Raw genomic sequence first — 12,741 nt, 5'->3', positions numbered from 1 at the left:
TCAGGCGTTGGGAGTGCTGTCCGATGAAGGCGAAGCAGCAGCCTCGCCGCCTGCGCCTTCAGCCCCACCTGCGCCGCCACGATTGGCCGGCTTGCGGCGGCGGCGGCGTTTTTTGGCGGGTGCGACGTCGCCCTGTTCGCCGGATGCATCAGCCGCATCGGGCACGGTGCGTTCGGCATGGCTTGTCTGGCCCAAACCAGGCTCGCCATCAGGCCGCTTGACGCGAACCCGAGGCGCCTGCGGCTTGTTCTGCTGCGCCTGGCGCGCCTCTTCAATCATGGCGTGGCGTTCGTCGTCGTAGGCGGTGCTGAACTTCTCCCACCACTCGGCCAGCTCCATCTCGATCTCACCGGTCTGCGCGCGCAGACGCAGGAAATCGAAGCCGGCGCGAAAGCGGGGCTGGTCCAGCAGCGAATACGGCGCGCTGCCGGTGCGCTTTTCAAAGCGGGGCTGCATGGTCCAGATCTCGCGCATGTCGGTGCCCAGCTTGCCGCGGCCCGACACGTCGCCAATCTTGGCGTTGAAGGCATCGTCAATCGCATCCTGCAGCGCGGGCATGAGGTGCTCGCCGCGCTTTTTGCGCCGCTCCCAGCCCTCGCGCACATCAAACCACAGCACGCATGACAGCAAAAAGCTGGGCGCCACCGGTTTGCCTTCGCCGACGCGGCGGTCGGTGTCTTGCAGGGCGAGCTTCAGAAAAGGTTCGTCAGCGTTTTCCACCACCACGTCGAGTAACGGATAAATGCCGGTGCCCAGCCCGAGGAATTTGAGCTGCGCGATGCTGGCCAGTGAATGGCCGGTCTGCAGCAGCTTGAGCATTTCGTCAAAAAGGCGTGACTGCGGCACATCAGCCAGCAGGCCCTTCATCTCGCGCAGAGGGGCCACCGTCTTGTCTTCAAACTTGAAACCCAGCGCGCTGAGCTTGGCGGCAAAGCGCACGGCGCGGATGATGCGCACCGGGTCTTCGCGGTAGCGCACGGCCGGGTTGCCGATCATGCGGATGATCTTTTTCTTGGCGTCCCTGATGCCGTTGTGATAGTCGACCACCACCTGCGTCTCGGGGTCGTAGTACATCGCGTTGATGGTGAAGTCGCGGCGGGCAGCGTCCTGCTCGATCGGGCCCCAGACGTTGTCGCGCAGCACCCGGCCCGACGCATCGACCGCATGCTTCATGCCGGCGAGTTCGCTTTTGCTGGTGCGCTCGTTGCCGCCGACCTGCTCGGCCAGGCTGCTGTCAAGGTGCGCGCGGAAGGTCGAGACCTCGATCACTTCATGCTCACGCCCGCGGCCATAAATGACGTGAACGATGCGAAAGCGCCGCCCGATGATGAAGGCGCGGCGAAACAGCGACTTGACCTGCTCGGGCGTAGCGTCGGTGGCAACGTCGAAGTCCTTGGGGCGCAGGCCGACCAGCAGGTCACGCACAGCACCGCCGACGATATAGGCCTCGTAACCGGCGTCTTTCAGGGTGCGCACCACGTCCATGGCGCGGTCGTCCACCAGCGAGACATCGATGCCGTGTTCCTTGACGGTGACATCCTGGCGCTGGCCGAAAGGTGATTTTTTGACCCGCTTGGCGCCGGGATCCGTGCTGTCAGATTTGCCAAACAGCTTGTCGATAAATTTTTTGATCATGGATAACTAGATAAACAGGTCAAGTATGCGCCATCCGCGCTCTGTCGCCAGCGCCCGCAGGCGCTCGTCCGGGTTGGTCGCGACGGGGTGGGTGGCCTTCTCCAGCAGGGCAATATCGTTCATGGAGTCGGTGTAGAACGTGGTTTCCACGTCGCTCCAGCCGAGTTGGCGGGCTGCCAGCCATTGTTCCACGCGGGTGACCTTGCCTTCGCGCGCCGAGGGCGTGCCGCTGATCTCGCCGGTCACCCAGCCGTCGGCGTCGCGCTCCAGCTCGACCGCGATCAGCTCTTTCACCCCGAAAGCGTCGGCGATGGGCCGCGTGACGAACTCGTTGGTGGCAGTGACGATGACCAGTTCATCGCCCGCGGCCCTGTGGCCATCGACCAGCGCCAGCGCCTGTTTTGTGATGGCTTTTTGCACCACGTCCCGCATGAAACTTGCGTGACCCGCTCCTGAATTGATAGCACCCTGCTTGCGGATGGCTTCAGTGGCAAAGCGCACGTATTCGTGGATGTCGAGCGTGCCGGCGCGGTAGTGCTCAAAAAATTCATTGTTGCGGCGCTTGAACTCGGTGCTGTCGCACCAGCCCAGCGCAATGGTGAATTCGCCCCATTCGTAATCGGAATCGATAGGGATCAGCGTGTGATCCAGGTCAAATAAAGCAATCTTGCGGGAAGCAGTCATTTCGCAGTCACAGTCACTTATTCGCTCTCCAGCATCGATTTGATCAAGGGAATCGTGATGGCCCGTTTGGTTTGCAGGGCGTATGCATCCAGTTGGTCAAGCAGCTGCATCAGGCTGCCCAGGTCGCGCGAAAAGCGGGTCAGCATGAAATCCATGGCCTCGTCGCTCAAAAACACGCCCCGCGCATCGGCCTCGCGCCGCAGCACGGCGCGCCGCTCGGGTTCGGTCAAGGCCTGCAGGGCAAACACATGGCCCCAGCCCAGCCGGGTGCGCAGGTCTTCGCGCAGCGCCAGGTCGGCCGGCGGCATCTGGCCGGCGGCCAGCACCCAGCGCGGACGTCCGTCGGGCGCGCTGAGCGCGTTGACAAACCAGTTGAAGGCCGCCTGCTGCTGCACGGCGGTGTAGAGATGGCAGTCGTCCAGGATGACGGCCGCCCAGGATTCGTTGAACTCGGGCGGCTCGAGCATGGAGGCGTCCATCCAGCCGCTGGCAGCACCCTGCTCGCGCAGCGCTTCGCGCACGGCTTTCAGCAAATGCGTTTTGCCGCTGGCGGCCTCACCCCAGAGGTAGGTTGGCACCGGCGATCGCAGCGTGTTGCCGGCCCACAGCTCCAGGTGCCGGAGCGCGGCTTCGTTCGGCCCGCCAAAAAAATTGGCGAACGACGGGGCTGAAGCCAGCCCGATGTCCAGCGCAATCTGTTTCATGCCCGCCATGCGTTCATCCTGACCCTGTTCAGCCTTAGCCGGCCTTGTTGTAAAGCCGGCTGGCCATATAGCTGGCTTTAATGCGGCGTATGCCCACCAGCAGCACCGCACTGGCCGGCAGCGCCACCAGCACACCGACAAAGCCGAACATCTGGCCGAAAGCCAGCAAGGCAAAGATCACCGCCAGCGGGTGCAGGCCAATGCGCTCGCCCACCAGGCGCGGCGTGAGGTACAGGCTTTCCACCAGTTGCCCGATGCCGTAGACCACGGCGACCATGACGAGCGCCTTGAGCGAAGCGAACTCCAGCAGGCCGGCCAGCACCGCCAGCATCAGGCCCAGGCCAAAGCCCAGGTAAGGGATGAACATCGCCAGGCCGGTAAAAACACCGATGGGCAGGGCCAGGTCCAGGCCGAACAGCGCCAACCCCACGGCATAGAACACCGCCATGATCAGCATGACCAGCAACTGGCCGCGCAGGTACTGGCCCAGCACCGAGTCGGCTTCGTCAGTGAAGCTGTCAAAACCCGCGCGCAGGTGCGGCGGCACCAGTTCGAGCACGCGAGCGACAAACTTGTCCCAGTCCATCAGCAGGTAAAACAGCGCCACGGGAATCAGCACCGCATTGCCGATGATGGCCAGCGCCACGCTGCCGCCCAGCTTGAGTGACGACATCAGCGAGCCGAACAGGTCTTCAAAATTGGCATTGAGGTACTTGAGTACAAAGGCCTTGATGCTGCCCACGTCCAGCGCGACATGGATGCCGAACTGCGCCAGCCACGGCGCCAGGCTGGTGTTGAGCCTGTCGGCCAGCAGCGGCACTTGCTCGCGCAGCACGGGCAGCTCCTTGGCCATGATGGGCACAATCAGCAAAAAGAGGCCGAGCAGCGCCACGATGAAGAGGAACTCCACCAGCACCACCGCCACCACGCGCGGCAGGCGGCCCTTGCCCATGTCGTCCAGCCGGTTCACGAGCGGCGTCAATGCATAGGCCAGGACGGCTGCAATGACAAAGGGCGCCAGCACCGGCCCCAGCAGCCACAGCGCCAGGATGACCAGCGCGGCGATGGCGCACCAGGTGGCGGCGCGTTTTTGGGTGGTGGTGAATTGCATACAGCCTTGGGTTGAGCTTGCCGGAAGGAACCCTGGAAAAAGTCCCTGGAAAGGCCCGAAAGGCGCCTGATGGGCAGCCTTTAGAATCTCAGGCTGAATTCTATCGGGCTTGCAGGCCGCTTCCGGGCTGCAAATCCGCCTTCTGACCGCCTGCCCTCCCACTGCATCAAAGCCGACACATGACCACCTCCTCCACTTCCCCCCTGAGCTACAAAGACGCAGGCGTCGACATCGACGCAGGTGACGCGCTGGTCGAACGCATCAAGCCGCTGGCCAAAAAGACCATGCGGGAGGGCGTATTGGCAGGTATTGGCGGCTTTGGCGCCTTGTTTGAGGTGCCCAAGCGCTACAAGGAACCCGTCCTGGTCAGCGGCACGGACGGCGTGGGCACCAAGCTCAAGCTGGCCTTTGAATGGCAGATGCACGACACCGTGGGCATTGACCTTGTGGCCATGAGCGTCAACGACGTGCTGGTACAAGGCGCCGAGCCGCTGTTTTTCCTCGATTACTTCGCCTGCGGCAAGCTGGATGTGGACACGGCCGCGGCAGTGGTGGGCGGCATCGCCAGGGGCTGTGAGCTGAGCGGCTGCGCCCTGATTGGCGGCGAGACCGCCGAAATGCCCGGCATGTACCCCGCGGGCGAATACGACCTGGCCGGCTTCGCCGTGGGCGCGGTCGAAAAGTCCAAGATTTTGACCGGCAAGGACGTGAAGCCCGGCGACGTGGTGCTCGGCTTGGCCAGCAGCGGTGTGCATTCCAACGGTTTCAGCCTGGTGCGCAAGTGCATTGAACGCGCCGGCGCTGCGGCTCCGGCAAAGCTGGACGGGAAACCCTTCAAGCAGGCCCTGATGGAACCCACACGCCTGTACGTCAAGAACGTGCTGGCCGCGCTGGCTGCCCACCCGATCAAGGCGCTGGCCCACATCACTGGCGGCGGCTTGCTCGAAAACATTCCGCGCGTGCTGCCCGAAGGCACGGCCGCCCATCTCAAAAAGGGCAGCTGGCCACAAACCGAGCTGTTTGCCTGGCTGCAAAAAACCGCCGGTATCGACGACTTCGAGATGAACCGCACCTTCAACAACGGCATCGGCATGGTCGTGGTGGTGGACGCCGCCAATGCGCAAGCCACAGCCAAAACCCTGCGTGACGCCGGCGAGCAGGTGTATGAAATCGGTGTGATCGCGCCCAAGGGTGACGGCGCCGCCGTCACCGTCGGTTAAATCTGCCGCAACCGCCCTCTCGCGCCCCACGATCCGGGGCCGTCCGCTTCCCTCGGTCGGGCCGTTTTGCTACAAAAACACTAGCTGCGTGCGCCCATGGCGCTTGGGGTCACTGGACTTTTAGTTAGTTATGTATCAAACTGTTCCATCGATCCGTCTTTGGAGCAGTCATGCCGGTTATCGCAGTCGTCAACCGCAAGGGAGGCAGTGGCAAGAGCACGCTGGCCGCGCACATCGCCGCCTGGTGCGCGCGCAATGGCAGCTCGGTCATGCTGGGCGATGTAGACCGCCAGCAGTCGGCGCGAAGCTGGCTCAAGCGCCGGGACCCCGCGCTGCCCGCCATCGCGCCCTGGGCCGTCGACCAGAAAAACATGCTGCGTGTGCCCACCGGCATCACGCACGTGGTGCTTGACACGCCGGGCGGCATGCACGGCTTTGAGCTGGCGCGCGTGGTGATGTTTGCCGATGTCATCGTCATGCCGGTGTGCAATTCGATGTTTGACCGTGAATCGGCCGCGCAGTGCCACGCCGAGCTGATGGCCATGCCGCGCGTGGCCAGCGGCCGCTGCCGGCTCGCCACGGTGGGCATGCGCATCGACGGGCGCACCAGTGCCGCAAAAACGCTGCAGGCGTGGTCTGAAAGCCTTGGCATGCCTTTTCTGGGCGCCCTGCGCGAAACCCAGCTGTATGTACGCAGCCTGGAACGCGGCATGACGATATTTGACCTGCCGGCCAGCGCCGCAACGCAAGACCTGCAGCAGTGGCAACCGATCCTGGAGTGGCTGCGCCCCACGTTGTATCCGCCGCAAGCCGCCAACGACGCGCCCGAAAGGGGGCACGCGACGGTGCCGGCCAAAGCCCCGGTCCGGATGATCGCGCCCCTGCCTTCGACCGCCGCAACGCTGGGTGCCCGGCTGCTCAACCCACCGCCCGCAGCCAAAGCCGCGTCCGCGCGCCTGGGCAGCTCGCTCCCCAACAGCCTCATGCCCGCGCAGGAATCCCTGGTGCATGGCGCGCGCATGTCCGCACAAAGTACCGCACGCGCGGTCGGCCGGCCTGTGCAGGTCAGCACGGCGCCGGCCATGTCGCGCAATGTGGACTCTCCTGACGGCATGCAGATTCCGCATTTCCTCAAGCGCGGCACCTGATTCGCCCTCCCTCCGGGCGCACCGCGTCAGGAAGCCGCCAGTTCCTTGCGCACTTCTTGCGCGGCCCGCACCATGTTGCCGAGCGCCGCTTCGGTTTCCGGCCAGCCCCGCGTTTTCAGCCCGCAGTCGGGATTGATCCAGAGGTTTTCCGCCGGGATCACGCTGGCGGCCTTTCGCAGCAAGCGCACCATGGCGTCCACGCTGGGAACGCGCGGTGAATGGATGTCATATACGCCCGGCCCGATTTCATTGGGATACCTGAAGGCGCCAAAGCCGCGCAGCAGTTCCATGTCGGAACGGCTGGTCTCGATGGTGATCACGTCGGCGTCCATTGCTGCGATTTCCGGCAGGATGTCGTTGAATTCGGCGTAGCACATGTGGGTGTGGATTTGCGTCTCGTCGCGCACACCCGAGGCACTGATGCGAAAAGCCCGCGTGGCGGTGCGCAGGTACGCGGCCCAGCTCGCACGGCGCAGCGGCAATCCTTCGCGAATGGCCGGCTCGTCGATCTGGACGATGCCGATGCCGGCCCTCTCAAGGTCCACCACCTCGTCGCGTATGGCCCAGGCGATCTGCTCGCAGGTCAGGCTGCGCGGCTGGTCGTCGCGCACAAAGGACCATTGCAGGATGGTGACGGGGCCGGTCAGCATGCCTTTCATCGGCAGCTTTGTCAGGCTCTGCGCATGGGCCGTCCATTCGACCGTCATGGGCGCAGGCCTGGCCACGTCGCCGAAGATCACCGGCGGCTTGACGCAGCGCGAGCCGTAGGACTGCACCCAGCCGTTGGCCGTGAAGGCAAAACCGTCAAGCTGCTCGCCGAAGTACTCGACCATGTCGTTGCGCTCGGCTTCCCCATGCACCAGGACGTCAAGGCCCAGCGCCTCCTGCTTGCGTACCGCCAGCGCAATCTCGGCTTCCATCTTTTCACGGTAGCCCGCCGCGCCGAGTTCGCCGCGTTTGAACGCTGCGCGCGCAGCGCGGATCTCCGGCGTCTGCGGGAACGAGCCGATGGTGGTGGTGGGCAGCGGCGGCAGCGCAAGGCGGGCGCGCTGCAGGACCTGGCGCACCGGAAAAGGTGAGCTGCGGCAATCGTCGCCTGCAACGCTGCGTGCAAGACGCAATGCCACGTCGGCCCGGTGCACACGGGGGCTGCGCCGGCGCGCCGCAACAGCCGCGCGGGCTGAAGCGAGCTCCCTGGCAACCAGAGACTCTTCTCCCGTGAACGCCGCGCGCAACATGCGCAGCTCGCCCAGTTTTTCCACAGCAAAGGCGAGCCAGGCGCGCAGCTCCGCATCCAGCGCGTTCTCGGCGGCAAGGCTGAAAGGCACGTGCAGCAGCGAGCAGGATGGCGCGATCCAGAGTTCGCCCTGGTGCCTGGCAGTCATCGCGCGCAGCTTTGCCAACGCCGCGTCCGGGTCTGTGCGCCAGATGTTGCGGCCGTCCACAATGCCCACCGACAGCACCTTGTGCGCAGGCAGCCAGTCGGCCACCCCCACCAGTTCCTCGGGCGCACGCACCGCATCGACATGCAAGCCCGCCACCGGCAGCTGGCAAGCCAGCCTCAGGTTGTCGGCCAGCGGCGAAAAGTAGGTGGCCAGCAGCAGCTGGGGTGCGTTGCGGGCAAGCTGCGAATAGCTGCGCTCAAAGGCGTAGCGCCACTGCTCGGGCAAATCCAGGCCCAGGATGGGCTCGTCCATCTGCACCCACTCCACACCTTGCGCCTTCAGCCGCCCGAGAATCTGCGCATACACCGGCAATAGTTTGTCGAGCAGGCTGAAGCGGTCAAAGCCGGGCTCATCTCCGCCTGTCTTTTCCTTGCCAAGCCACAGAAAGCTCAGTGGCCCGAGCAGCACCGCCTTGACCCGGTGGCCGGCGCCCTGGGCCTGCGCCACTTCATCGAAGAGGCGCTCCGAAGCAAGGCTGAATTGCGTCCCTGCATTGAATTCGGGCACCAGGTAGTGGTAATTGGTGTCAAACCATTTGGTCATTTCCAGCGCGAAGCTGCCGCCGCCCGCCTTGCCATCCGCGCACGCACAGTCGGCACTGTGTGTATGGTCGCTGTGCGCATTCACGCCGCGCGCCATGGAGAAGTAGCGGCTGAGGGCAGACTCCCGGCCGGTGAAGCCAAAGCGCGCCGGTTCGCAACCCAGCATCTGGATGTGATTGGCCACGTGGTCGTAAAAAGCGAAGTCGCCTACCGTGACAAAGTCCAGCCCGGCTTCTTTCTGCACGGCCCAGTGCTGCTCGCGCAGGCCGGCTCCGGTGGCTTCCAGTGCAGCCAGGTCAATCTCGCCGCGCCAGTGTTTTTCGAGCGCGAATTTCAGTTCCCGGTTCGCGCCCATGCGCGGAAAACCCAGGGTATGTGTGTGGACCATCCAGTTATCTCCCAATGCAAATCAATCACAGAAGAACGCATGGTCGGCCAGATTCAACTATTATTCAAACGAAAGATATTGCCTTTCAATATGAAAATAATTGATTCACCGATTAATCTACTGATCGATCTGCAGGGAATAACTGATGAGCCCGTCCATCCTTGAACTGCGCCACCTGCGCACACTGACCGCCCTGCGCGACAGCGGCAGCCTGGTGCGCGCGGCGCAATTGCTCAACCTCACGCAGTCGGCACTCTCGCATCAGGTCAAGCTGCTCGAAGAGCGCTACGCCACGCCGCTGTTCGAGCGCAAGTCCGTACCCCCGCAGTTCAGCACCACGGGCCTCAGGCTGCTGGCGCTGGCCGACGCGGTGCTGTCGCAAGTCGAGGAAGCCGAGCGGGATGTGGCGCGACTGGCCACAGGGCGTTCAGGCCAGTTGCGCATCGCTGTGGAATGCCACACCTGTTTTGACTGGCTGATGCCGGCCATGGATTCGTTTCGCTCACGCTGGCCCGAGGTGGAACTGGACATTGTTTCGGGCTTTCACCCCGACCCGATTGCACTCGTGCTGCAGGACCGCGCCGACATCGCCATCGTCTCGGAAGAAGACGCCAGCGAAGCCGTGGATTTCCACCCGCTGTTCCGCTTTGAAATCATGGCGCTGCTGGCGAATGAGCATGCGCTGACGGCGAAAACGCATCTCACGGCCAGGGACTTCGCCAACGAAACCCTGATCACCTACCCAGTACCCGACGAAATGCTCGACGTGGTGCGCCAGGTGCTGGAGCCGGCCGGCGTCAGGCCTGCGCGCCGTACGACCGAGCTGACGATTGCCATGCTGCAACTGGTGGCCAGTGGCCGCGGCATCGCCGCCCTGCCCAAATGGGCCGTGCAAAGTTATCTGGACCGGGGTTACGTGACCGCAAGGCCGGTGGGCAAAAAGGGCCTGACGGGACGCCTCTATGTTGCGTGCACGCAAGCCATGTCAGGCCGGCCCTGGCTGGAAGACTTTGTGGCGATCACACGGGAAAGCTGCTTTCTCACGCTCAGCGAGATCGAACTTCTTTGAGAGAAAGTGGCCGTAGCGCGCTTCTGACAAGCGCAAGCAGCTATCAAATCAATAGCAAATAGCCGCAGAAAAACCAGGGAGATGGCAGAGCGACTCAGTGACGGCTCTGGCGCAGCTGGGTCAGCCGTTCGGCCATGGTGTCGATGTCAAGCGCGTCTTCGGCGTTGGCAAGATAGATTTCCAGGTCGGCAATGGCACGCTCGGGCTCGCCATGCGCGGCCCAGGCCAGGCCGCGGTCGCGGTATTCGGTCCATGCTTCGGGCTGCAGAACGATCAGGCGGTCCTGCACGGGAATCAGGCGCTGCCAGTCTTCCTGTGTCTTGTGGATTTCCTTGAGATTGCGCAGCATGCGGCTGATGATTTCGCGCGGCGGCGCCGACTGCAGGTACAGGCCCATCGGCACCTCAAATTCTTCGTCGGCACTGCTGCGTTGCCGGAAAGGCTCCAGCCGCTCGGACAACTCTTCCCGGCTGAGCGACTGGCCGCTGAACGGATCAATCACAACCTGGCCTTTGGGCAGGTTGACCTTCACCATGAAATGCCCGGGAAAGGCCACGCCGCGCGCGTTCAGGCCCAGGCCCAGGGCCAGCTCAAGCCATAGCACTGCCAGCGTGATGGGAATGCCGCGGCGTGTGCGCAGCACGGCATTCAGGTAGCTGTTGTCGGGATCGTAGTAATCATTGACGTTGCCGCCAAAGTTCAGGTCGTGGAAGAAGAACTGGTTCAGTGCCCGCAGGCGCTGCAGCGCGGGAGCGTCGGCAGGCAGGCGGCGCTTGAGGCGGGCCAGCAACTGGTCTACGTCGCCCAGCACCTGCTGCACGTCAAGGTCGGGGTATTCGTCCTGCGCCAGGCTGACGGCGGCTTCCAGCAGAGGGAAATGCTCGTCGCTTTCCACAAGGCTGGAGAAATACTGCAATGGAGACGGTACGGTCAGATTTAATTGCATACCCTACTGTCTCATAAACCGGCGCAAAAAGGGAATCAAGGAATGCCCTTGAAGAGTCTGAAAAAGGCGACAGCTCAGTGTTTCAGGAGTTTTCGCACCTTCAGGCCCGATGCCCATAGCGCTATGAAATAAATAGCGCCTGACGCAATCAGGACAAGCGCCAGCAGCCCTATTCTCTCCAGGTACTGGCCTTTCAGACCGACCCAGTTCACGGCCCCGGCCGCCCACAGCAGGAAAACCGCCAGCAACGCACTGGCACCCACCACCTGTGCCGAAAACATGCCCCAACCGGGCGCCGGCGTGTAGCTGCCGCGCCGCTTGAGCCCCCACAGCAGCCAGAGCGCATTGATGAGCGCGCCAATACCGATGGCCAGCGCCAGCCCGGCATGTTGCAAAAACGGCACCAGCGCCAGATTGAGCAGCTGTGTCACCACCAGGACGACCACCGCAATGCGCACCGGCGTCTTGATGTCCTGGCTGGCATAAAAACCGGGCGCCAGCACCTTGATGGCCACCAGTCCCAACAGGCCCGCGCCGTAGCCCATCAAGGCCGTGGTGGTCTGCTGCACGTCGCGGTCGGTAAAAGCACCATAGTGATAAAGCGTGGCCACCAGGGGCTGGGCAAACGTCATCAGGGCCACGGCACAGGGAACGGCCAGCAGCACCACAATGCGCAGGCCCCAGTCAAGCATGGCCGAATAGCGCGCCGCATCGCCGGCGGCTTTGGCAGCCGACAGCTGCGGCATCAGCACGACACCGATGGCCACACCCAGCATGGCGGTCGGGAACTCCATCAGGCGGTCGGCATAAGTGAGCCAGCTGACGCTGCCGGGCGTGAGGTGCGAAGCGATCTGCGTATTGATAAGAAGCGAAATTTGCGCCACGCTGACACCCAGCAGGGCCGGCACCATGAGCCGGGTGATGTTTTGGGTAGCGGGGTCGGCCCAGGCCGCCTTGATCGCAGAAGGGTTCCAGCCAATGCGCGGCAGCAGCCCCAGCCGGAACAGCGCCGGCACCTGCACCGCCAGTTGAAGGATGCCACCCACCATCACGCCGCCGCCCAGGGCGTAAACCGGCTCGATCCCGTGTGCCTTGAACCAGGGAGCGCCCAGCCAGGCCGCCAGAATCATGGAAAGGTTGAGCAATACCGGCGTGGCAGCCGGCACGGCAAACCGGCGCCAGGTGTTGAGCACGCCCGAGGACAGCGCTACCAGCGACATGAAGCCGATGTAAGGAAACATCCAGCGCGTCATGAACACGGCGGCCTCGAAGCCGCGCGCCTCCTGCTTCAGGCCGCTGGCCATGGCCCAGACCAGCACCGGGGCTGCCGCCACGCCGGCCACGCAAGTCAAAAGCAGCGCCCAGGCCAGTAAAGTGGCGACCCGGTCTATCAGCAGTTTGGTCTCGGCTTCGCCGTTTTGGGCCTTAGTGGCCGCCAGCACCGGCACAAAAGCCTGGCTGAAAGCCCCTTCGGCAAACAGCCGCCGGAACAGGTTGGGAATGCGAAATGCCACATTGAAGGCATCCGTCATGGCGCTGGCGCCAAAAGTCGAGGCAATCAGCAGTTCCCGCACCAAACCGGTGATTCGGGAGACCAGGGTCAGAAGGGAGACGGTAGAGGCGGATTTGAATAGGGACACCCGTGGAGTTTAGCCTCGGCCTTGCACCGCCCAACCAATGTCAAGCTGGCTTGATACGGTGCCGAAAAATCGGCTCAAAGCGCTGAATCCAGGCATCAAATCGGCTTCAAGCCCTTATAAAACAAGCGAAAGTCGCTACCAATTTGATAGCAATTGACTGTCAAACCCCTCTTCACCAGCATGAGCCGTGGAACCGGCTTTGCCGGGCC

General features: G+C 63.4%; 10 protein-coding genes. 3 read left to right on the top strand and 7 right to left on the bottom strand.

The genetic code is table 11. The features are described 5' to 3' along the window. From pcnB to AC1D13_RS01040, 4 genes are read right to left on the bottom strand one after another with little or no spacing between them, the layout of a single operon-like run. Positions 1–1,635, bottom strand: coding sequence for a polynucleotide adenylyltransferase PcnB (gene pcnB / locus AC1D13_RS01055; protein WP_477688785.1), 1,635 nt, complete (start codon positions 1,633–1,635; stop codon positions 1–3). A gap of 6 nt (positions 1,636–1,641) precedes the next feature. Then, positions 1,642–2,319: an HAD family hydrolase gene (locus AC1D13_RS01050; protein ID WP_477666280.1), complete on the bottom strand. Its 678-nt coding sequence runs from the start codon at positions 2,317–2,319 to the stop codon at positions 1,642–1,644. A gap of 17 nt (positions 2,320–2,336) precedes the next feature. After that, on the bottom strand, positions 2,337–3,023 hold the full coding sequence (gene hda / locus AC1D13_RS01045; RefSeq protein WP_457279795.1) for a DnaA regulatory inactivator Hda: 687 nt from the start codon (positions 3,021–3,023) through the stop codon (positions 2,337–2,339). A gap of 34 nt (positions 3,024–3,057) precedes the next feature. Further along, positions 3,058–4,134: an AI-2E family transporter gene (locus tag AC1D13_RS01040; RefSeq protein WP_477666279.1), complete on the bottom strand. Its 1,077-nt coding sequence runs from the start codon at positions 4,132–4,134 to the stop codon at positions 3,058–3,060. A 179-nt stretch (positions 4,135–4,313) separates the two neighbouring features. Here AC1D13_RS01040 and purM point away from each other — a divergent pair, with 179 nt between their 5' ends. Together purM and AC1D13_RS01030 are read left to right on the top strand one after the other, a co-directional pair. After that, complete coding sequence (gene purM / locus AC1D13_RS01035; protein ID WP_477666278.1) at positions 4,314–5,354, top strand: phosphoribosylformylglycinamidine cyclo-ligase; 1,041 nt, start codon at positions 4,314–4,316, stop codon at positions 5,352–5,354. Between the two features lie 170 nt (positions 5,355–5,524). Continuing rightward, positions 5,525–6,502: a division plane positioning ATPase MipZ gene (locus AC1D13_RS01030; RefSeq protein ID WP_457279298.1), complete on the top strand. Its 978-nt coding sequence runs from the start codon at positions 5,525–5,527 to the stop codon at positions 6,500–6,502. 26 nt (positions 6,503–6,528) lie between these two features. On the opposite strand, the gene metE is transcribed toward AC1D13_RS01030, so the two are convergent. Further along, positions 6,529–8,877 carry a 5-methyltetrahydropteroyltriglutamate--homocysteine S-methyltransferase gene (gene metE / locus AC1D13_RS01025; RefSeq protein WP_477688784.1) on the bottom strand — a complete coding sequence of 783 codons (2,349 nt, stop codon included), beginning with the start codon at positions 8,875–8,877 and terminating at the stop codon, positions 6,529–6,531. A gap of 145 nt (positions 8,878–9,022) precedes the next feature. Here metE and AC1D13_RS01020 point away from each other — a divergent pair, with 145 nt between their 5' ends. Further along, positions 9,023–9,946 (top strand): LysR family transcriptional regulator, encoded by a 924-nt coding sequence (locus tag AC1D13_RS01020; protein WP_457279300.1) that lies wholly within the window; start codon positions 9,023–9,025, stop codon positions 9,944–9,946. Positions 9,947–10,040: 94 nt separating this feature from the next. Here AC1D13_RS01020 and AC1D13_RS01015 read toward each other — a convergent pair whose 3' ends face one another. Both AC1D13_RS01015 and murJ read right to left on the bottom strand, forming a co-directional pair. After that, on the bottom strand, positions 10,041–10,892 hold the full coding sequence (locus tag AC1D13_RS01015) for a SirB1 family protein (RefSeq protein WP_457279301.1): 852 nt from the start codon (positions 10,890–10,892) through the stop codon (positions 10,041–10,043). A 74-nt stretch (positions 10,893–10,966) separates the two neighbouring features. Then, positions 10,967–12,532: a murein biosynthesis integral membrane protein MurJ gene (murJ, locus tag AC1D13_RS01010; RefSeq protein WP_457279302.1), complete on the bottom strand. Its 1,566-nt coding sequence runs from the start codon at positions 12,530–12,532 to the stop codon at positions 10,967–10,969. Between the last annotated feature and the right edge of the window lie 209 nt (positions 12,533–12,741).

This window comes from Polaromonas sp. P1_E12 (assembly GCF_056405975.1).
This window is presented reverse-complemented; position numbering and strand designations above follow the sequence as displayed.